Annotated in this window: 21 protein-coding genes and 1 pseudogene; 17 read left to right on the top strand and 5 right to left on the bottom strand. The window is 55.7% G+C overall.

Features of this window, described 5'->3' with window-relative positions:
• The first annotated feature begins 31 nt into the window (after window positions 1–31).
• Window positions 32–961 (top strand): DNA replication terminus site-binding protein, encoded by a 930-nt coding sequence (gene tus, locus C0557_RS10590; protein ID WP_208658403.1) that lies wholly within the window; start codon window positions 32–34, stop codon window positions 959–961.
• Here tus and fumC read toward each other — a convergent pair.
• Both fumC and fumA read right to left on the bottom strand, forming a co-directional pair.
• Window positions 958–2358, bottom strand: coding sequence for a class II fumarate hydratase (fumC, locus tag C0557_RS10585; protein WP_208658402.1), 1401 nt, complete (start codon window positions 2356–2358; stop codon window positions 958–960). The two genes, tus and fumC, sit on opposite strands and share 4 nt — an antisense overlap.
• A 164-nt stretch (window positions 2359–2522) precedes the next feature.
• Window positions 2523–4169: a class I fumarate hydratase FumA gene (gene fumA / locus C0557_RS10580; protein WP_074779221.1), complete on the bottom strand. Its 1647-nt coding sequence runs from the start codon at window positions 4167–4169 to the stop codon at window positions 2523–2525.
• A gap of 198 nt (window positions 4170–4367) precedes the next feature.
• On the opposite strand from fumA, the gene manA reads away from it, so the two are divergent.
• The 3 genes from manA (at window position 4368) to C0557_RS10565 (ending at window position 7573) form a co-directional block, all read left to right on the top strand.
• On the top strand, window positions 4368–5546 hold the full coding sequence (gene manA / locus C0557_RS10575; RefSeq protein ID WP_208658401.1) for a mannose-6-phosphate isomerase: 1179 nt from the start codon (window positions 4368–4370) through the stop codon (window positions 5544–5546).
• Window positions 5547–5647: 101 nt separating this feature from the next.
• A complete protein-coding gene (locus C0557_RS10570; RefSeq protein ID WP_208658400.1) occupies window positions 5648–7186 on the top strand; it encodes a YdgA family protein in 1539 nt (512 codons plus the stop codon).
• 120 nt (window positions 7187–7306) lie between these two features.
• Window positions 7307–7573, top strand: a complete 267-nt coding sequence (locus C0557_RS10565) for a hypothetical protein (RefSeq protein ID WP_208658399.1) — start codon at window positions 7307–7309, stop codon at window positions 7571–7573.
• 41 nt (window positions 7574–7614) lie between these two features.
• Here the strand turns inward: C0557_RS10565 and C0557_RS10560 are convergent, their stop codons facing one another.
• Together C0557_RS10560 and C0557_RS10555 are read right to left on the bottom strand one after the other, a co-directional pair.
• Entirely contained in the window at window positions 7615–7863 is a 249-nt protein-coding gene (locus tag C0557_RS10560; RefSeq protein WP_074779229.1) for a biofilm development regulator YmgB/AriR family protein, read from the bottom strand.
• A 176-nt stretch (window positions 7864–8039) separates the two neighbouring features.
• Window positions 8040–8257: pseudogene (locus C0557_RS10555) on the bottom strand (alpha-amylase family glycosyl hydrolase); the annotation flags it as partial.
• Window positions 8258–8457: 200 nt separating this feature from the next.
• Here C0557_RS10555 and malX point away from each other — a divergent pair.
• The 3 genes from malX (at window position 8458) to add (ending at window position 12587) form a co-directional block, all read left to right on the top strand.
• Window positions 8458–10071, top strand: a complete 1614-nt coding sequence (malX, locus tag C0557_RS10550) for a maltose/glucose-specific PTS transporter subunit IIBC (RefSeq protein WP_208658398.1) — start codon at window positions 8458–8460, stop codon at window positions 10069–10071.
• A 1-nt stretch (window position 10072) separates the two neighbouring features.
• The gene (locus C0557_RS10545; RefSeq protein WP_208658397.1) at window positions 10073–11260 is read left to right on the top strand and encodes a MalY/PatB family protein; all 1188 of its coding nucleotides are present in this window, start codon (window positions 10073–10075) and stop codon (window positions 11258–11260) included.
• Between the two features lie 325 nt (window positions 11261–11585).
• Window positions 11586–12587: an adenosine deaminase gene (gene add / locus C0557_RS10540; protein WP_208658396.1), complete on the top strand. Its 1002-nt coding sequence runs from the start codon at window positions 11586–11588 to the stop codon at window positions 12585–12587.
• A 36-nt stretch (window positions 12588–12623) separates the two neighbouring features.
• On the opposite strand, the gene C0557_RS10535 is transcribed toward add, so the two are convergent.
• Window positions 12624–13664: an oxidoreductase gene (locus C0557_RS10535; RefSeq protein WP_208658395.1), complete on the bottom strand. Its 1041-nt coding sequence runs from the start codon at window positions 13662–13664 to the stop codon at window positions 12624–12626.
• A gap of 208 nt (window positions 13665–13872) precedes the next feature.
• On the opposite strand from C0557_RS10535, the gene blr reads away from it, so the two are divergent.
• From blr to nth, 10 genes are all read left to right on the top strand, one after another.
• On the top strand, window positions 13873–14010 hold the full coding sequence (gene blr, locus C0557_RS10530; RefSeq protein ID WP_074779237.1) for a division septum protein Blr: 138 nt from the start codon (window positions 13873–13875) through the stop codon (window positions 14008–14010).
• Window positions 14011–14232: 222 nt separating this feature from the next.
• The gene (gene ydgT / locus C0557_RS10525; RefSeq protein WP_007374794.1) at window positions 14233–14448 is read left to right on the top strand and encodes a transcription modulator YdgT; all 216 of its coding nucleotides are present in this window, start codon (window positions 14233–14235) and stop codon (window positions 14446–14448) included.
• A gap of 87 nt (window positions 14449–14535) precedes the next feature.
• On the top strand, window positions 14536–14976 hold the full coding sequence (locus C0557_RS10520; protein WP_074779239.1) for a DUF2569 domain-containing protein: 441 nt from the start codon (window positions 14536–14538) through the stop codon (window positions 14974–14976).
• Between the two features lie 77 nt (window positions 14977–15053).
• Entirely contained in the window at window positions 15054–15635 is a 582-nt protein-coding gene (gene rsxA, locus C0557_RS10515) for an electron transport complex subunit RsxA (RefSeq protein WP_043953698.1), read from the top strand.
• The gene (gene rsxB, locus C0557_RS10510) at window positions 15635–16213 is read left to right on the top strand and encodes an electron transport complex subunit RsxB (RefSeq protein WP_043953699.1); all 579 of its coding nucleotides are present in this window, start codon (window positions 15635–15637) and stop codon (window positions 16211–16213) included. Before rsxA ends, rsxB begins: the two co-directional genes overlap by 1 nt.
• Complete coding sequence (gene rsxC / locus C0557_RS10505) at window positions 16206–18401, top strand: electron transport complex subunit RsxC (protein ID WP_208658394.1); 2196 nt, start codon at window positions 16206–16208, stop codon at window positions 18399–18401. Before rsxB ends, rsxC begins: the two co-directional genes overlap by 8 nt.
• Window positions 18402–19454, top strand: coding sequence for an electron transport complex subunit RsxD (rsxD, locus tag C0557_RS10500; RefSeq protein ID WP_208658393.1), 1053 nt, complete (start codon window positions 18402–18404; stop codon window positions 19452–19454).
• 9 nt (window positions 19455–19463) lie between these two features.
• Window positions 19464–20084, top strand: coding sequence for an electron transport complex subunit RsxG (gene rsxG / locus C0557_RS10495; RefSeq protein WP_208658392.1), 621 nt, complete (start codon window positions 19464–19466; stop codon window positions 20082–20084).
• A gap of 3 nt (window positions 20085–20087) precedes the next feature.
• Complete coding sequence (locus C0557_RS10490) at window positions 20088–20783, top strand: electron transport complex subunit E (RefSeq protein ID WP_074779248.1); 696 nt, start codon at window positions 20088–20090, stop codon at window positions 20781–20783.
• Window positions 20783–21418 carry an endonuclease III gene (gene nth, locus C0557_RS10485; RefSeq protein ID WP_071920698.1) on the top strand — a complete coding sequence of 212 codons (636 nt, stop codon included), beginning with the start codon at window positions 20783–20785 and terminating at the stop codon, window positions 21416–21418. Before C0557_RS10490 ends, nth begins: the two co-directional genes overlap by 1 nt.
• Window positions 21419–21423: the final 5 nt, after the last annotated feature.

The raw sequence follows: 21423 nt of genomic DNA, 5'->3' as shown, positions 1-21423 counted from the left end.
AAAGTATGTTGTAACTAATGGAGAAGACAAGATGGCGGCGCTGGATCTTATCGAACATCTGAACACCACTTTTCGTCAGCTTGAACATGAACTCGGCGCATTGAAAGCAGCGCTGGCGGAGTGCCGTCTGATGGCCGGGCGCGTCTTCACCTTGCCGGAAATTGCCAAAGGCGCGGAGCACGATCCCTTGCCCGCTATTCACGTCAAACAACATATTGGCCGCCGCGCGGCAGAGCTGGCGCTCAACCACTACACCCATCTGTTCATTCAGCAGCAGTCGGAAAACCGCAGCAGCAAAGCCGCGGTGCGACTGCCGGGTGTACTGTGTTATCAAACCAATGAGGCGACTCGTCAGGCGCTGGAACAGCGCATCAGCGCGATCAATGCGCTGAAACTGACCTTTGAACGGATTGTCACGGTGGAATCCGGGCTGGCGCCCGCCGCCCGTTTTGAGTGGGTGCATCGTCATTTACCGGGTCTGATCACCCTCAATGCCTACCGCACGCTGACGTTGATTCATTCTCCCGCCACCATCCGTTTCGGCTGGGCCAATAAACACATCATCAAAAACCTCACGCGCGATGAGGTGCTGGCGCAACTGGAGAAAAGCCTGAAATCGCCGCGCGCGGTTTCCGCCTTCACGCGGGAGCAGTGGCTGGCGAAAATCGAACAGGAGTACAACGATATTGCCGCACTGCCCAAACAGGCGCGGCTGAAAATTAAACGGCCGGTGAAGGTACAGCCGATTGCGCGTATCTGGTATTCCGGTTCGCAAAAGCAGGTGCAGTACGCTTGCCCGACACCAATGATTGCGCTGATTTCAGAGGAAAATGGCGGGACGGTGCCGGATATTGGCGAACTGCTGGATTACAACGCCGACAATATACAGCACCGTTTCAAACCGCAGGCGCAGCCGCTGACGCCGTTGATCCCGCGGCTGCACCTCTATCTGGCGGGTTAGGCCTGTTTCATGCTGCCGACCATCGACTCCGGGCGTACCCAACTGTCAAACTCGGCCTCTGTCAGATAGCCGAGCGCCAGCGCCGAGGCTTTCAGCGTCAGCCCCTCTTTATGGGCTTTTTTGGCAATTTCCGCCGCCTTGTCGTAACCGATATGCGTATTCAGCGCCGTCACCAGCATTAACGACTCATTCAGCAACTGGTCGATACGCGAACGATTGGGCTCAATGCCCACCGCACAATGCTCGTTGAAGCTCTTCATTCCGTCCGCCAGCAAACGCACCGATTGCAGGAAATTATGGATAACCAGCGGGCGGAACACATTCAGCTCGAAGTTGCCGGATGCGCCGCCAATGTTGACCGCCACGTCATTGCCCAGCACCTGGCTGCACAACATGGTCATCGCTTCGCACTGCGTCGGGTTAACTTTGCCCGGCATGATCGAGCTACCCGGTTCGTTTTCCGGAATGGCGATTTCGCCGATGCCGCAGCGCGGGCCGGAAGCCAGCCAGCGCACATCGTTGGCGATTTTCATCAGCGATGCTGCCAGCCCTTTTAACGCGCCGTGAGCATGCACCAGCGCGTCACAGGTGGCCAGCGCCTCGAATTTATTCGGCGCAGTGACAAATGGTTGTTGCGTGAAACTCGCCAGCTCTTTCGCCACACGCTCTGCATATTCCGGGTGCGTATTCAGCCCCGTACCCACCGCAGTGCCGCCCAGCGCCAGCTCGCTTAAGTGCGGCAAACTTAATTCGATATGCTTCAGGTTGTGTTCCAGCATCGCGACCCAACCGGAGATCTCCTGGCCAAGCGTCAGCGGCGTGGCATCCTGTAAATGGGTGCGGCCGATTTTCACGATGTCAGCGAAAGCGCGGGACTTCTCTGCAAGCGTGTTTTTCAGCACCTGCAATTGCGGTAGCAGGTGTTCGCGCACGCCAATCACCGCCGCGACATGCATCGCGGTAGGAAAAACGTCGTTGGAACTCTGGCTTTTGTTTACGTCGTCGTTGGGATGAATTTTGCGATCCATACCGCGCACGCCGCCGAGGATCTCGCTGCCGCGATTCGCCAGCACCTCGTTCATGTTCATGTTGCTCTGCGTGCCGGAGCCGGTCTGCCAGATGGCGAGCGGAAACTCATCGGGATGTTTCCCCGCCAGCACTTCATCTGCCGCCGCGATAATCGCGCGGGCCTTCTCTTCAGGCAACAGCCCCAGATCCTGGTTCACCTTCGCCGCTGCACGCTTGGTCAGCGCCAGCGCGTGGATCAGCGAGACCGGCATCTTCTCGGTGGAAATGCGGAAATGCTCCAGCGACCGCTGGGTTTGCGCTCCCCACAGTTTATCGGCCGGAACATCGATGGCGCCCATCGAATCTTTCTCACTGCGATGCGTTGTCATTACTTTCTCCTTGGCTACAAAGTGGTGTTGAGTGCTGACATTGCTCACCTGCAAACAAGTAAAAGTATTGATGCTATTTATGATGTTGTTTACTGCTTTGTGCTGAAACAGGTCTACCGAATGATCCTGCAAGCAAAAAAAACCGCCCCACGGGGCGGTCTGCATCATTTCACACAGCGGGCGCACTGGCCGGACTGGATCTGCTGGAAGAAGTCGTTACCTTTGTCATCGACAAGGATAAAGGCCGGGAAATCTTCCACTTCAATCTTCCAGATGGCTTCCATTCCCAGCTCCGGATACGCCACGCACTCCAGGTGCTTGATGCTGTTTTGCGCGAGGATCGCCGCCGGGCCGCCGATGCTGCCAAGGTAAAAACCGCCATGTTTATGGCAGGCATCCGTCACCTGCTGGCTGCGGTTGCCTTTCGCCAGCATGATCATGCTGCCGCCCTGCGACTGCAACTGATCGACGTAGGAATCCATTCGCCCTGCGGTGGTTGGGCCGAGGGAACCAGAGGCGTAACCTTCCGGCGTTTTCGCCGGGCCAGCGTAATAAATCGGGTGATTTTTCACGTACTCCGGCAGATGCTCGCCGCTGTCCATCAGCTCTTTCAGTTTCGCATGCGCAATATCGCGAGCGACAATGATCGTGCCGCTGAGCGACAGGCGCGTGGAGACCGGGTACTGCGACAGCTGGGCCAGAATCTCTTTCATCGGACGGTTGAGATCCACTTTCACCGCCTCGCCCTCGCCCGCCTGGCGCAGCGCTTCGGGAATGTATTTGCCAGGATTCTGCTCCAGCCGCTCCAGCCAGATCCCTTCACGGTTGATCTTGCCTTTGATGTTACGGTCGGCCGAACAGGAAACGCCCATCCCCACCGGACAGGATGCGCCGTGGCGCGGCAGACGGATCACGCGAATATCATGGGCAAAGTACTTGCCGCCAAACTGCGCGCCCAGACCGAGATTCTGCGCTTCCACCAGCAGTTCCTGCTCCAGTTGCACATCGCGGAATGCCTGGCCGTGCTCATTACCTTCCGTCGGCAGCGCGTCGTAATATTTGGTTGATGCCAGCTTGACCGTTTTCAGCGTCGCTTCCGCCGATGTACCACCAATCACGAACGCAATGTGATAAGGCGGACACGCTGCCGTACCCAGGGTGCGCATCTTCTCGACAAGGTAATTTTTCAGCTTCGCCGGGGTGATCAGCGCTTTGGTTTCCTGGTAGAGATAAGTTTTGTTGGCCGAACCGCCGCCCTTGGCAATACACAGGAACTTATATTCATCGCCATCCACGCTGTAGAGATCGATCTGCGCTGGCAGGTTAGTGCCGGTGTTGACCTCTTTGTACATATCCAGCGGCGCATTCTGCGAGTAGCGCAGGTTATCGCTGATAAAGGTGTTATAGACGCCACGGGCCAGCGCCGCTTCATCGCCGCCGCCGGTCCATACGCGCTGCCCTTTTTTACCCATGATGATCGCCGTGCCGGTATCCTGGCAGGTCGGCAGAACGCCGCGCGAGGCGATCTCGGAGTTACGCAGGAACTGCAGCGCGACATATTTGTCGTTTTCGCTGGCTTCGGGATCGTCGAGGATATCGGCAACTTGCTGCTGATGCGCCGGGCGCAGTAAAAATGCAGCGTCGTGGAAGGCATGTTGCGCCAGTAACGTCAGCGCCTGCGGGTCAACTTTGAGGATTTGCTGGCCGTCAAACTCGGCAACAGAAACATAGTCACGGCTTAGCAGATAGTATTCGGTCTCGTCCTTTCCGAGCGGGAAAGGATCCTGATAGTAAAAGGGTTTATTCGACATTGTTCTCTCACTTACGGCGCGATCTGGTTATTGTTCAGGCAGTCATTCCTTCTGCCTGTGTTAAAGCGAGTTACCATATCCTACACAATTTTTTAACAAAAACTGAGACTAATACGACTTTTTATCCCCGCAGGTTACTTCTGCCGGGTTTGTTGCTTTAATGACGCCAGTATTTCATTACTTAGAAAGGGCTTGATAATGCAAAAACTCATCAACTCAGTGCAGAACTACGCCTGGGGAAGTAAAACTGCGTTAACGGATCTCTACGGCGTGGCGAATCCGCAAAACCTGCCGATGGCAGAGTTGTGGATGGGCGCGCACCCGAAGAGCAGCTCAAAAGTGCAGGACGCCAGCGGTCAGACCCGCGCGTTGCGTGAGGTGATCGAGCAGGACAAAAACCGCCTGCTCGGCCAGGCGGTGGCAGAGCGTTTCGGCGAATTGCCGTTTTTATTTAAAGTGCTGTGCGCCGACCAGCCGCTGTCGATTCAGGTTCACCCCAACAAGAAAAACTCAGAAATCGGCTTTGCCAAAGAGAATGCCGCAGGCATTCCGCTGGACGCCGCAGAACGTAACTACAAAGATCCGAACCATAAGCCGGAGCTGGTGTTCGCCCTGACGCCGTTCCTGGCCATGAATGCCTTCCGCGAGTTCTCCGACATTGTCTCGCTGCTGCAACCGGTCGCGGGCGCGCATCCGGCTATCGCCCACTTTTTGCAGGCGCCTGGCGCGGAGAGATTGAGCGAGCTGTTTGCCGCGCTGCTCAACATGCAGGGTGACGAAAAATCCCGCGCGCTGGCGGTGCTGAAATCCGTGCTGGAAGAAAAACAGGGCGAGCCGTGGCAGACGATCCGCACGATTGCTGAATTCTACCCCGATGACAGCGGCCTCTTCTCTCCACTGCTGCTCAACGTAGTGAAACTGAATCCAGGCGAAGCGATGTTTCTGTTCGCCGAAACGCCGCATGCCTATCTGCAAGGCGTGGCGCTGGAAGTGATGGCGAACTCTGATAACGTGCTGCGCGCCGGATTAACGCCGAAATACATCGATATTCCGGAACTGGTGGCGAACGTCAAATTCACACCGAAACCCGCCGCCACGCTGCTCACCGAACCGGTGCGTCAGGGCGCGGAGCTGGATTTCCCGATCCCGGTTGATGATTTTGCGTTCTCGCTTCACGATCTCTCCGCCGCTGAAACCGCGCTGGCGCAGCAGAGTGCGGCGATTGTCTTTTGCGTCGAAGGCGAAGCGGTGCTCAGCAAAGGCAGTGACCGCCTGGTACTGAAATCCGGCGAGTCGGCATTCATTGCTGCTGATGAGTCGCCAGTGGCCGTCAGCGGCACCGGGAGAGTGGCGCGCGTGTTCAATAAAAGCAACTAAGTTACTGAACTTTTTAATAAGGATTGCTAAGCTTGCTGTAACCTATTTCGACAGTCCAGGCGGCCACCACCGCCTGGCTTCATTTTTTATGGATAAACACTATGAAAAAAACGTTGGTTGCCGCAGGGATCATTGTTGCACTGGGTGTCGTCTGGACCGGCGGTGCCTGGTACACGGGAAAACAGCTTGAAAGCCGTCTGGCGGAGATAGTGAACAACGCCAATGCGCAGATTAAGCACAACGCGCCGGAGGCCAACGTGGAGCTTTCCGCGCAGGATTATCAGCGCGGCCTCTTCTCCAGCCATTTTACGCTGCATATCAAGCCCGTTGATGGCGCCACCAATACCTGGCTGAAACCGGGCCAGAACATTGTCCTGCAAGAAACCGTCGATCACGGCCCTTTCCCGCTGGCGCAGCTTAAGTCGTTCAGCCTGGCCCCGGCAATGGCCTCCGTACATACGCAGCTGGTTAATAACGATGTCACTAAAGCGCTGTTCGACATCGCCAAAGGGGAATCGCCGTTCTATGCCGAAACCCGCATTGGTTACGACGGCGATACGCGCAGCGATATCACCCTGCTCCCGCTCAGCTCTGAGAAAGAGGGCGAGAAAGTCGCCTTCAGCGGCGGCCAGTTCCGTTTCAGCGCGGATAAAGAGGGCAACGCGCTCACCCTGAGCGGAGAGGCGCAGAGCGGGCTGGTCGATGCGGTGAATGAATACGGGCAGCGCGTGCAACTGTCGTTTAACCAACTGAAAACCGACGGCAAAAGCGAAATCGCGGCTTTTAATGAGCGAACCGGTAGCCAGAAACTTTCGCTCGATAAACTCTCTATTTCGGTGGAAAACAAAGAGCTGGCCGTGCTGGAAGGCATGAACTTAACGGCCAAATCCGACGTGGCGGATGACAAGAAAAACATCAACAGCCAACTTGATTACACCATCAATAGCCTGAAAGTTCAGGGCCAGGATCTGGGCAGCGGCAATCTGACGCTAAAAGTGGGCCACATCGACGGCCAGGCGTGGCATCAGTTCAGCGAGCAGTACAATGCGCAGACGCGCGCGCTGATGGCGCAGCCGGATGTGGTGCAGAACCCGGAACTCTACCAGCAAAAAGCGACGGAAGCCTTCCTCAATGCCGTACCGCTGCTGCTGAAGGGTGAACCGGTGATTACCGTTGCGCCGTTAAGCTGGAAAAATGCCAAAGGCGAAGCCACCTTCAATCTGTCACTGTTCCTGAAAGATCCTTCCACCGCCACCGGCGCGCCGCAAACGCTGGCCGACGAAGTGGATCGCACGGTGAAATCGCTGGATGGCAAACTGGTGATCCCGGTGGACATGTCCACCGAACTGATGACCCAGGTCGCGAAACTGGAAGGTTATCAGCAGGACGAAGCAGCGAAACTGGCTAACCAGCAAGTTAAAGGGCTGGCGGCGATGGGCCAGATGTTCCGTATCACCACGCTTGAGAACAACAATATTCTCACCAGCCTGCAATACACGAACGGTCAGGTGACGCTGAATGGCGAAAAAATGCCGCTCGAAGAGTTTGTCGGCATGTTTGGTCTGCCGTCGCTTCAGCCCGCGCAGCCGGACAACGCCGTTCCCCCGGTGCCGGAAGTACCGCCAGCGCCGCAGCAGTAATCTCTAACCCCTCTGCGGAGGGGTTAATTTTTGCCAGACAGCAACACCGCATGTACAACTCATACAGTGCGGTGATATATATCTCAGGTTCCTGCCATGCCGCTGATTTTGTGAGGCTGAATGCGTAAAAAGGCGTATGAAGATCTTGTCGATACGGTGTTGAAAGACGCCGTTATGGCATTACTGGAGTCAGAGAGTCGCCTCTCTTTCCCCGCGCTTGTGCAGCAGCTCCGGCAGCAACTGCAGGAGGCGGGTGCTGATGAACGACGCAACGCGCTTCAGGCGGCCATCTGTGCCGTCTCCCACTATCAGAACAACACTACGCGCCGCACCAATCCGTTTTCCTTAAGCGGAATTTCATCACAAAATAATCTGCCCAGACATTAACCCTGAGGGCAAAAAAACGCCTTCGCAGCAGGCGAATTTGATTACAGATCGTCGGGCGTTTTCTGCACGACCAACTCTAATGCATTGCGATAGATATCCTGTCTGACCACATCATCTTCTGTTTCCAGCAGCCCGATCAGCGCCAGAATCAGATGTTTATTACTGACCTCTACATTCTTTAACCGCAGGTTATGCATGATATCGTGGATTATTTCCTTTTCCGCTTCATAAGTGCGCGCATCTGCTCCGAAATACGCATTAAGTTGCTCTTCTGTGGTTGTCGTCTGCATAGTAATCCTGAATAAAAAAGAGAGCCCGGCCTCCACGGTATGGCGGGAGGGTTCTGATTCGACAATAAAAAATAGTCACGCTTTTTCGCCTGTGCAACTTATTACATAACAATTTTTTATCTATTTCTCAGGCGACAATTTTTTACCGGCACAAATTTCCCCACCAGAATTTGCAAGCCGTTTCGCTTAGGGCTTTGCAAGTGATCCTGCACGTCGTAACCGCCATCAAGAAACGGGGGGAGATAAAATGGCTTTACCGTCGCGCCCAGGCCGCGAATGTAATCCAGGCGACGGCGAATCCCCTGCAAATCACCGCAGCCATCGCCGTTCCCGTCGAGAAAAAAAGGGTATCAATTTGGTAGATGACAGCATTTTTATACCAGTCACTTCGCATCCGACGCGCCTCTTGCTGCTGTTCGTTTACAGTGTGAAGGATAGATGCTTTTCTCGCCCGACAGGCCGCAACAGCGCGGAATTCATGGATTCTGAAAAAAGCCGGCAATCTGCGTTACGTGCGCCACATCCCACCAAAAATCGGAGAAATCTTTACCCTGTGCGCTTTCGGCTTTGGCCTTTGCGAACTAAGGATTAGTGATGACGGTAAAAACCGCCCAAAAAATAACGTTGTGGGAATTTTTTCAGCAATTAGGTAAGACATTCATGTTGCCGGTCGCCTTGCTCTCGTTTTGTGGGATCATGCTTGGCATCGGCAGTTCACTGAGCAGCCGCGATGTGATTACGCTCCTGCCATGGCTCGGCCACCCGCTGTTGCAGGCGCTGTTTATCTGGATGAGCAAAATCGGCGCATTTGCCTTTACCTTCCTGCCGGTGATGTTCTGTATCGCCATCCCGCTGGGGCTGGCCCGTGAAGATAAAGGCGTTGCGGCTTTCTCCGGGTTTGTCGGTTATGCGGTAATGAACCTGGCGGTCAATTTCTGGCTAACGGCAAAAGGGATTTTGCCCACCAGCGATGCGGCGCTTCTCAAAGCCCATAACGTGCAGAATGTGCTGGGCATTCCGTCTATTGATACCGGCATTCTCGGCGCGGTGATTGCCGGGGTGATCATCTGGCGGCTGCATGAGCGCTTTCATACGCTGCGCCTGCCGGATGCGCTGGCCTTCTTTGGCGGTACGCGTTCGGTACCGATTGTCACCAGCATTGTCATGGGCATGATTGGTCTGGTGATCCCGCTGGTCTGGCCGTGGTTTGCGATGGGGATTAGCGGCCTTGGGTATATTATCGATCGCGCTGGCGAGTTCGGCCCAATGATCTTCGGCACCGGCGAGCGGCTGTTGCTCCCCTTCGGTCTGCAACACATTCTGGTCGCGCTGATTCGTTTTACCGAAGCGGGCGGCACCATGGATGTGTGTGGCCAGACGGTCAGCGGCGCGTTAACCATTTTCCAGGCGCAGCTTGGCTGCCCGGAAACCCACGGTTTTGCCGAGAGCGCCACGCGTTTTCTGTCGCAGGGTAAAATGCCCGCTTTCCTCGGCGGCTTGCCAGGCGCAGCGCTGGCGATGTATCACTGTGCCAGACCGGAAAATCGCCATAAGATTAAAGGCTTAATTATCTCCGGCGTGATTGCCTGTGTGGTCGGCGGTACCACCGAGCCGCTGGAGTTCCTGTTCCTGTTTGTCGCCCCGGCGCTCTACGTGCTTCATGCCCTGTTAACCGGTCTTGGTTTTACCGTGATGGCGGTGCTCGGCGTAACCATCGGCAATACCGACGGCAATATCATCGACTTTATCGTTTTCGGCATTCTGCATGGCATGGCGACTAAATGGTATCTGGTGCCGGTCGTTGCCGCCGTATGGTTTGTGACCTATTACGCGCTGTTCCGTTTTGCTATCACCCGCTTCAACCTGAAAACACCGGGACGCGATATCGACACAGCCAGCGAGGCGAGCAGCACAACGACAAGTGCGCCTGGGCAATCGGGCTACAATGTCCCGGCTCTGCTGAACGCGCTCGGCGGCGCGGAGAATATCGATTCGCTGGACAACTGCATCACCCGTTTACGTCTGGTGGTGAAGGATATGTCACGCGTGGATGAGGCCGCCCTGAAAGCAAACCGGGCAATCGGCGTGATTAAAGTCAATCAACATAACCTGCAAGTGGTGATTGGTACGCAGGTTCAGTCGGTGAAAGATGAGATGGTGCAGTTAATGCGCGCACCGCAGGCGGTATCCCAGATGGAGGCCGTATAAGATGACAGACACCACTTCTTTCGACTTTGCCACCCCAATCGATCGCCACGGAACATGGTGTACGCAGTGGGACTATGTTGCCGATCGTTTCGGCCACGCCGACTTGCTGCCCTTTACCATCTCCGATATGGATTTCGCCACGGCGCCCTGTGTCATTACCGCCATGCAGCAACGGCTGGCGCACGGTGTGCTCGGCTACAGCCGCTGGAAAAACGACGATTTTCTCGGTGCGATTGAACACTGGCTGGCCAGCCGTTTTAACTGTCCGTCAGATCGGGAAACCATTGTTTATGGCCCATCGGTGATCTGGATGATCGCCGAGCAAATTCGGCAATGGTCGCAGCCTGGCGATGGCGTGGTAGTGCATACGCCCGCCTATGATGCGTTCTACAAAGCTATCGCCGGGAATCAGCGCCAGATGTTTTCCGTCCCGCTGGAGCGTAACGACGCAGGCTGGTACTGCGATATGGCGCGTCTGGAAACAGTATTAAGGCGCCCGGAAAGCAAAATTCTTCTCCTGTGCAGCCCGCACAACCCAACCGGCAAGCTCTGGACACGGGAAGAACTGGAAACCATGGCCGCGCTGTGCGAGCGCCATAACGTCAGGGTGATCAGCGATGAGATCCATATGGATATGGTCTGGAGCCAGCGTCCGCATATCCCGTGGCATGCCGTGGCGCGCGGCCCGTGGGCGCTGTTTACCTCGGCGTCAAAAAGCTTCAATATCCCGGCGCTGACCGGCGCATGGGGAATGATCGGCGATGCGACGTCGCGTGAGAACTGGCTGGAGGCGCTGAAAAACAGCAATGGTCTCTCCTCACCGGCGGTGTTATCCGTGGTTGCGCATATTGCCGCTTACCGCCAGGGTGCGCCCTGGCTGGACGCTCTGCGAACGTATCTGCGCGCCAATCTGGAGTATGTCGCCAGCCGGTTAAATCAGGCCTTCCCGTCGCTTGACTGGCAGATCCCGGAATCAACCTATCTGGCGTGGATCGATTTACGTCGCCTCGGGGTGAATGATGATGCTCTGCAAAAAGCGCTGATTGAGGAGCAAAAAGTCGCCATTATGCGCGGCGATGTTTACGGCGCGGAAGGCCAGGGATTTATTCGTTTAAATGCCGGTTGCCCACGAGTAAAACTCGAGCGTGGCGTCGAAGGATTGATTGCCGCATTAACATCGCTAATGTGATGTTTACGTTTGTGAGTGCCAATATTTTTTTGGCAGTTGAAGAGATTATGTTCACCGGTCATCGATAATATCGGTCATTGCTCAAAACAGAGTCGCCCACGGGCGACTCTGTTTTATCGCTAATAAGCGCGGCATATTGCTCCATGTTTCCGATCGAGCCCGGTCAGGCAACTGACAGAAATGATAGGGGCGTAAACATAAAATCGGTTTGTTATTCTCTGCAATAGCCTTTTCATTCAGGGATTCATAAATTTAGCTGTATTTTTAATAGCTTATTGAGCTGTGGTATAATGGTATGCACTTTAGCAAAAATAAGAGTGCGACCATGATAGATCCAAACCTGCCACTAACTGACATCCATCGCCATCTCGACGGTAATATCCGCGCCCAAACTATTCTGGATCTTGGCCACCAGTATAATTTGCCCCTGCCCGCGCAAACGCTCGACGCGCTGCGTCCGCATGTGCAGGTCACCTCGAACGAACCCGATCTGGTCAGTTTTCTGGCGAAACTCGACTGGGGCGTGAAAGTACTGGCTTCGCTGGATGCCTGCCGCCGCGTGGCGTACGAGAATATGCAGGATGCGGCCCTTAACGGCCTGCATTATGTCGAGCTGCGTTTCTCGCCAGGCTATATGGCCATGACTCACAACCTGCCGGTTGCTGGCGTGGTAGAAGCGGTGATTGCCGGCGTGCGTGAAGGCAGCCGCGACTTCAACGTCCAGGCGCGGTTAATCGGTATTATGAGCCGCACCTTTGGTGAAGCTGCCTGTTTGCAGGAGCTGGAAGCCTTACTGGCACATCGCGACGGCATCACCGCGCTGGATCTGGCGGGCGATGAGCTCGGCTTCCCTGGCAGCCTGTTTCTGCCGCACTTTAACCGCGCGCGGGATGCGGGCTGGCGCATTACCGTACATGCAGGCGAAGCGGCCGGGCCGGAGAGCATCTGGCAGGCGATTCGCGAACTGGGAGCCGTGCGTATCGGCCACGGTGTCAAAGCGATCGACGATGCGGCACTCATGGATTTCCTTGCTGAGCAGCGTATCGGCATCGAATCCTGCCTGACGTCGAATATTCAGACCAGTACCGTGCCTTCGCTCGAGCGCCATCCACTCAAGACCTTCCTCGAACATGGCATTCTTGCCAGCATTAACACTGACGATCCGGCCGTGCAGGGTGTGGAGATTGGTCATGAATATCAGGTTGCGGCACCCGCAGCAGGGCTGAGCCGCGAACAGATTCGCCAGGCGCAAATCAACGGGCTGGAGATGGCGTTTCTCAGCGAGCAAGAGAAACAGGCATTACGGGAGAGAGTGGCAAACGCCTGAAAAAACCGCTCACGCAGCGGCGTGAGCGGTCAGTTGTCAGGTCAGGCTGAGGGTGGCGCGATGTTTTGCGGACTCAATCCCCAGTTCGATTAACTCCATAATCTGGATCGCCTGGCTGGCCGGAACCGGGTTTTCACCGACGCCATTAAGCGTATCGCGAATCGCAGCATAATAGGCCGGGTAGTTGCCCGGCACGGTCAGCCAGCTCTCTTCCCTGCGTTCTTCGCCTTCCACGCGCGTCAACACGCCGTCGCGCATATCGTAGCCCCAGTCAGCCTGCGGCAAACGCGCGCCATTTTTCAGGCACTCTTCCTGCGGATCCAGACCATATTTCACATAGCTGCCACGGCTGCCGTGCACAATGTAGCGCGCCGATTCTGCCGCCGCCAGCAGCGTGCCATGCAGCACAACGCGACGTTGCGGGTAAGTTAGTACGGCATGGAAGTAGTCCGTTGATTGTGCGCCCGGACGCAACTGCGCCAAATCGACCATCAGCGATACCGGCAGACCGAATAAATTAACCGCCTGATCGAGCAGATGCGGACCTAAATCGTACCAAATGCCGCTGCCCGGGCCGCCCTGTTCGCGCCAGCGGTTGCGAACCTGTGGACGAAAACGGTCAAAATGGGATTCAAAATAGGCCACCTCGCCCAGCGTGCCGTCCGCCAGTAGCGCTTTTAACGTCAGAAAATCACTGTCCCAGCGCCGGTTGTGGAAAACAGACAATACACGCCCCAGACTACGCGCCAGCGCATCCAGCTCGCGCGCTTGTGACAGTGTCACTGTGAAGGGTTTATCCACCACCACATGTTTACCGGCTTCCAGCGCCGCTTTGGCCAGCGGAAAGTGGGTATCGTTGGGCGTGGGGATCACAATCAAATCGATTTGCGGGTCGTTGAACAGATGTTTCGGCTCAGAGACAACCGGCACGATGGGCCAGTCGACTTTGACTTTTGATTCATCACTGCTGGAAATGGCCGCCAGTTCCATTCCCGGCGTTCCGGCAATCAGCGGCGCGTGGAACGTTTTACTGGCATAGCCATAACCGACTAAGCCAACACGGATCTTATCACTCATATTGTGGCCCCTCCTTTTAGAGCACTTATTTGACACCATCTGTCGGATGGCGACAACCGCTTCCTCTATTCATAAATTTCATGAATGATTTAATACCATTACGCCCTGGTTTCCGGTTGAAAAATCTGCTTAAATCTGCAATCAGCGCCTTTCCGAGACAGGGCGGCGTTTTTTTATACGTGGATTAACATCAGGGAGTCGTAGAAGTATGGCCGGAATAATCAATCGGATCATTGAACTAATGGGGTGGGTGGTGCTCGGCGTATCGACCGTTCTTTTGGTTTTCGCCAGCCATATCGATAATTATCAGCCCCCGGAACAGACTATTGCCGCGCAAAAAAAATAATAACGAAAACTCCTGGTAAAGAGAGTAAATGCTTATTGCCAGCGGTGGCGAAGATCGTTAATCTTCTTCTCCGCCGCCGTTCTGGCGCTTGTTTTCATTCGAAAAGAAAACTCTTAATTTAATAGTAGAGCTATTTACGTTGCGATAATAATAATGTTTATTATTCGAACGAATTAGCCCTATTTTATTTACGCCTCTTTCAATATATGGATAACCCACGACATGACCGTTCAGGACTATTTATTAAAATTCCGCAAAATCAGTTCGCTCGAAAGTCTGGAAAAATTGTTTGACCACCTCAACTACACGCTTACCGACACTGCCGAAATCATCAACATGTACCGCGCCGCCGATCACCGCCGCGCTGAGCTGGTCTCTGGCGGCCGCTTGTTTGACATTGGGTGCGTTCCCCGCTCTGTCTGGCGCTACGTGCAGTAACACCTCTGGTATTTGGCGCGTAATGCTTTATACTCCTCGCCCGGCGAAATAAATGCATTACATTAAAGCCTTAACAGAGGAATACACATGACGACAACGCCTGCAGAACGAATCGGAGGCTGGTTACTTGGCCCTCTGGCCTGGTTGCTGCTCACGTTATTAAGTACTTCTCTGGCATTAATGCTCTATGCCACCGCGCTATTAACGCCACAGACGGTCGCGGCGCTCGGCGCGCAAACACTGAAAGAAAACGTTCTGTGGTTCGTTTCATTCGCCTTCGCTATCGCCATCTGGTATTACACGTTCTGGTTGGTGGTCGCCTTTTTTAAGCGCCGCCGCAGCGTACCCAAACACTATATAATCTGGTCGTTAATTTGCGTCCTGCTGTCGCTGAAAGCGTTCGCTTTCTCCCCCGTTTCCGACGATCTGGCGGTGCGACAGCTTCTCTTCCCACTGCTTGCCGCTGCGCTGATGGTGCCTTACTTCAAGCGTTCTCAACGCGTGAAAAAGACCTTTGTTAATCCGTAATAACCTTACAGTTATCCTGTTGTCGCCCGGTGCTGTTTGACCGATAATAGGCGGCTTTTTTATTTTCAGGCCAAATAATGACAGATTATCTGCTGCTATTTATCGGAACGGTGCTGGTCAATAACTTCGTACTGGTGAAGTTTCTTGGCTTGTGTCCGTTTATGGGCGTTTCCAAAAAACTGGAAAGCGCCATGGGCATGGGTCTGGCGACCACCTTTGTGATGACACTGGCATCGGTGTGCGCCTGGATTATCGATACCTGGGTTCTGATTCCGCTGGATTTAGTCTATCTGCGCACGCTGGCGTTTATCCTGATTATCGCGGTTGTCGTGCAGTTCACCGAAATGGTGGTGCGCAAAACCAGCCCGGCGCTCTATCGCCTGCTGGGGATCTTCCTGCCGTTGATTACCACCAACTGCGCGGTGCTGGGCGTTGCGCTGCTGAATATCAACCTTGGTCATAATTTCATGCAATCGGCGTTATATGGCTTTGCCGCCGCCGTTGGCTTCTCTTTGGTGATGGTGCTGTTCGCTGCGATCCGCGAGCGTCTGGTGGTTGCCGATGTGCCCGCCCCCTTCCGCGGCAATGCGATTGCGTTAATCACTGCGGGCTTAATGTCTCTGGCCTTTATGGGCTTTAGTGGTCTGGTAAAACTGTAATGAGTGCAATTTCAATTGCCGTTGCCGCCCTGAGCGTGCTTGGGCTGCTGTTCGGCCTCATTCTCGGTTATGCATCCCGCCGCTTTGCGGTTGAGGACGATCCGGTCGTTGAACGTATTGATGAACTGCTGCCGCAAAGTCAGTGCGGTCAGTGTGGCTATCCTGGCTGCCGCCCTTATGCGGAAGCCGTGGGCATCAACGGCGAAAAAATTAACCGCTGCGCGCCGGGCGGCGAGGCGGTAATGCTGAAAATCGCCACGCTGCTGAATGTCGATCCGCAACCGCTTGACGGCGATGCCAGCGCGCAGGAGCCGGTACGGATGCTGGCGGTTATTGATGAAAACAACTGCATTGGTTGCACCAAATGCATCCAGGCCTGTCCGGTCGACGCCATCCTTGGTGCCACGCGCGCCATGCATACGGTGATGAGCGATCTGTGTACCGGTTGTAATCTTTGTGTGGATCCGTGCCCGACGCAGTGCATTGAATTGCGTCCTGTGGAAACGACCACCGCGAGCTGGAAATGGGATTTAGAAACCATCCCGGTACGTATTATTCCTGTGGAACACCATGCTTAAGTTATTTTCCGCTTTCCGAAAAGAGAAACTGTGGGATTTTCACGGTGGCATTCATCCGCCGGAGATGAAAACGCAGTCTAACGGCACGCCGCTGCGCCAGTTACCGCTGGCGCAGCGCTTTGTCATTCCGCTGAAACAGCATATTGGTGCTGAAGGCGAACTGTGCGTCAGCGTCGGTGATACGGTGCTGCGCGGCCAGCCGCTGACGCGCGGTCGCGGCCGGATGCTGCCGGTGCATGCCCCGACGTCGGGTACCGTTGTGGCTATCGCCCCCCACTCCACCGCTCACCCTTCTGCGTTACCGGAAATGAGCGTCATTATTGCAGCGGATGGCGAAGATCGCTGGATCGAACGCGATGGCTGGCATGACTACCGCTCGCACAGCATTGATGCGTTGCTCGAGCGCATTCATCAGTATGGCGTCGCGGGGTTAGGCGGCGCGGGCTTCCCGACTGCCGCCAAACTGTATGGCGGCGGCAATAAAATTGAAACGCTGATCATCAACGCCGCCGAATGCGAGCCGTACATTACCGCTGACGATCGGCTGATGCAGGATTGTGCCGCGCAGATTATCGAAGGCGTGCGTATTCTGGCGCACATTCTTAAACCGCGTCAGATCCTCATCGGAATTGAAGATAATAAACCGCAGGCCATTTCGATGATGCGTGCGGTGCTGGCCGATAGCCATGATATCCAGTTACGCGTTATTCCAACCAAATACCCGTCCGGCGGCGCAAAACAGTTGACGCAGATCCTGACCGGCAAACAGGTGCCGCACGGCGGTCGTTCTTCCGATATCGGCATCCTGATGCAAAACGTCGGTACCGCCTATGCGGTGAAACGCGCGGTGATTGACGGTGAGCCTCTGACCGAACGTGTCGTCACGCTGACCGGCGAAGCCGTCACCCGTCCCGGCAACGTCTGGGCGCGTCTGGGGACGCCAGTGCGTCATCTGCTTGAGCATGCCGGTTTCTGCCCCTCCAGCGAACAACTGGTCATTATGGGCGGCCCGCTGATGGGCTTTACCCTGCCGTGGCTGGATGTTCCGGTGGTCAAAATCACCAACTGTCTGCTGGCGCCGTCTGCCAGTGAAATGGGTGAACCGCAGGAAGAGAAAGGCTGCATTCGCTGTAGCGCCTGTGCCGATGCCTGCCCGGCAGATTTACTGCCGCAGCAGCTTTACTGGTTCAGCAAAGGCCAGCAGCACGATAAGGCCACCGCGCATAATCTTTCCGACTGTATCGAATGCGGTGCCTGCGCCTGGGTGTGCCCCAGCAATATTCCGCTGGTGCAGTATTTCCGCCAGGAGAAAGCGGAAATTTATGCCATTGAGCAGGAAGAGAAACGCACGATCGAAGCCAAATCACGCTTTGAGGCGCGTCAGGCTCGTCTTGAGCGCGATAAAATTGCCCGCCAGCAGCGCCACAAACAGGCCGCAGTGCAGCCTGGCGCTCAGGATCAGCAGGCCATCGACGCAGCGCTGGCTCGCGTAAGAGAAAAACAAGCTACCGCCACGCAACCGGTGGTGATTCAGGCTGGCGCTGAGCCGGATAACCGCGATGCCATCGCCGCCCGCGAAGCGCGCAAAGCGCAGGTGCGCGCCCGCCAGGCAGAGAAAGCACAGCACGCTGAGGCAAACGCGACGAGCGGTGAAACGGCCGATCCGCGCAAAGCTGCTGTAGAAGCCGCCATCGCCCGCGCGAAAGCACGCAAAGCGGCGCAGGTCGAATCTCCGGTTGCTGAACAACCGCCGGAACAGACGTCTGTCGATCCGCGCAAAGCCGCCGTCGAAGCGGCAATTGCCCGCGCGAAAGCGCGCAAAGCGGCGCAGCCTGAATCTCCGGTTGCCGAACAACTACCGGAACAGACGTCTGTCGATCCGCGCAAAGCCGCCGTCGAAGCGGCAATTGCCCGTGCGAAAGCACGTAAAGCGGCGCAGCCTGAATCTCCGGTTGCCGAACAACTACCGGAACAGACGTCTGTCGATCCGCGCAAAGCGGCTGTAGAGGCGGCAATTGCCCGCGCGAAAGCGCGCAAAGCAGAACAAACGCAGGCGCAGGCAGCGGCAAATGAGGCATCGCCGGTTCCGCAGGCCGCCAATGATGATCCGCGCAAAGCGGCAGTCGCCGCCGCCATCGCCCGTGTTCAGGCGAAAAAAGCCGCGCAGCAAGCTGTTAACGAGGATTAAATGGTTTTTCGAATTGCAAGTTCCCCCTATACCCATAACCAGCGTCAGACTTCACGCATCATGCTGCTGGTGACGCTCGCCACCGTGCCAGGCATTGCCGCTCAACTGTGGTTTTTCGGTTGGGGAACCCTGATACAGATTATTCTCGCCATTGTCACTGCTCTGGGAGCGGAAGCGCTGGTGTTGTCGCTGCGTAAACAAAACGTGGGCGCGATTCTGGCGGATAACTCGGCACTGTTAACCGGCCTGCTGCTGGCTATCAGTATCCCCCCTTTCGCGCCGTGGTGGATGGTGGTGCTGGGTACGGCGTTCGCCATCATTATCGCCAAACAGTTATATGGCGGGCTTGGTCACAACCCATTTAACCCGGCGATGATCGGTTACGTGGTACTGCTGATCTCCTTCCCGGTGCAAATGACCAGCTGGCTGCCGCCATACGAAATCGCCCATACCGTGCCGGGATTTATGGATGCAGTACAGGTGATCTTCAGCGGACATACCGCAACGGGCGCCACCATGGAAACCCTGCGTATCGGCATTGATGGCGTCAGCCAGGCCACGCCGCTGGATACCTTTAAAACATCACTGCATGCGGGTCGCAGCGTCGAGCAGATCCTGCAATACCCGATCTACAGCGGTGTGCTGGCGGGCGCAGGCTGGCAGTGGGTTAACCTCGGCTATCTGGTCGGCGGGCTGTTCCTGCTGTGGCAGAAGACCATTCGCTGGCATATTCCGCTGAGCTTCCTGCTCTCACTGGCCGTGTGCTCCACGCTTGGCTGGATCTTTTCCCCGCAAGCGCTGGCTGCGCCGCATCTGCATTTGCTCTCCGGCGCAACCATGCTGGGCGCTTTCTTTATTCTGACCGATCCGGTAACCGCCTCCACCACCAATAAGGGGCGGCTGATTTTTGGCGCGTTGGCGGGTTTGCTGGTGTGGCTGATCCGCAGTTTTGGCGGCTATCCGGACGGCGTCGCCTTTGCCGTACTGCTGGCTAATATCACCGTACCGCTGATTGACTACTACACGCGTCCTCGCGTGTACGGGCATCGTTAAGGAGTCGCCATGCTGAAGACAATGCGTAAACATGGCGTGACGCTGGCGTTGTTTGCCGCGGCTTCTACCGGCCTGACGGCGGCCATTGATCAAATGACCAAAACCACGATTGCCGAACAGGCCGCGCAGCAACAGAAAGCGCTGTTTGATCAGGTGATCCCCGGCGACAGCTATAATAATGCGCTGCAACAGAGCTGTTATTTGGTGAGCGATCCGGCGTTAGGTAAAGGCCAGCATCATCTGTGGATTGCCAAAAAAGATGAGCAGCCGGTGGCGGCGGTGATTGAAGCCACGGCACCCGACGGCTACTCTGGGGCGATTCAGTTGCTGGTCGGTGCCGACTTCTCCGGCAACGTGCTGGGCGTGCGCGTGACAGAGCATCATGAAACGCCGGGGCTGGGTGATAAAATCGAACTGCGTATTTCTGACTGGATCACGCATTTTTCCGGGAAGAAAATTGAAAGTGCCACCGATCCGCATTTCGCGGTGAAAAAAGATGGTGGCGATTTCGATCAGTTCACGGGAGCCACCATTACCCCGCGCGCGGTGGTCAATGCGGTTAAACGCACGGGTCTGTATGCAACGACGCTGCCTGAGCAGCTTTCCCGTTTACCGGGTTGTGGAGAGTAAACGATGAGCGAAGTAAAAGACGTTATCGTCCAGGGGCTGTGGAAGAACAACTCCGCGCTGGTGCAACTGCTCGGGATGTGCCCGCTACTGGCGGTAACCTCCACGGCGACTAACGCGCTGGGTCTGGGGCTGGCTACCACGCTGGTTCTGACGCTGACCAACTTGTTTATTTCGTTGTTGCGCCGCTGGACGCCCGCAGAGATCCGTATACCTATTTACGTGATGATTATCGCATCCGTAGTCAGCGCGGTGCAGATGCTGATTAACGCTTACGCTTTTGGTCTGTACCAGTCATTGGGGATTTTTATTCCGCTGATTGTCACCAACTGTATCGTGGTTGGGCGCGCTGAAGCGTTTGCCGCGAAAAAAGGTCCGGCGTTATCGGCGCTGGATGGTTTTTCCATCGGCATGGGGGCAACCTGTGCGATGTTTGTTCTCGGCTCGCTGCGTGAAATCCTTGGCAATGGCACCCTGTTTGACGGCGCAGATGGTCTGCTCGGCAACTGGGCTAAAGTGCTGCGTATTGAAGTGTTTCACACCGATTCACCGTTTTTGCTGGCAATGTTGCCGCCGGGTGCATTTATCGGTCTGGGCATGATGCTGGCAGTGAAGTATCTGATCGATCAAAAAATGAAAAAGCGCCGGGAAGCCGCTGCCACTGTTAGTGACGCTGCGCACTCGTCGCCCGGGAAGGCATAATGAATAAAGCAAAACGGCTGGAAATATTAACCCGTTTACGGGAAAACAACCCTCACCCGACCACCGAACTCAATTTCAGTTCGCCGTTTGAACTGTTGATCGCCGTGCTGCTTTCCGCCCAGGCGACCGACGTCAGCGTCAATAAAGCCACCGCGCTGCTCTACCCGGTTGCCAATACGCCAGCCGCGATGCTGGCGCTGGGCGTTGAGGGCGTAAAGCAATACATCAAAACCATTGGCCTGTTTAACAGCAAAGCGGAAAACGTGATTAAAACCTGCCGCATTTTGCTGGAAAAACATGGTGGCGAAGTACCGGAAGATCGCGCCGCGCTGGAAGCGCTGCCGGGCGTCGGGCGTAAAACCGCCAATGTGGTGCTCAATACCGCCTTTGGCTGGCCAACTATTGCCGTCGACACACATATCTTCCGCGTCTCTAACCGCACGCGTTTTGCGCCCGGTAAGAACGTTGAGGAAGTGGAAGAGAAACTGCTGAAAGTGGTGCCAGCTGAGTTTAAAGTCGATTGCCACCACTGGTTGATCCTGCACGGGCGATACACCTGCATCGCCCGTAAGCCGCGCTGCGGCTCCTGCATTATCGAAGATCTCTGCGAATACGACGACAAAGTCGAACTCTGACCGCC

The organism is Kosakonia sp. MUSA4, from assembly GCF_013085925.1.
Taxonomy (GTDB): domain Bacteria; phylum Pseudomonadota; class Gammaproteobacteria; order Enterobacterales; family Enterobacteriaceae; genus Kosakonia; species Kosakonia sacchari_B.
This window is presented reverse-complemented; position numbering and strand designations above follow the sequence as displayed.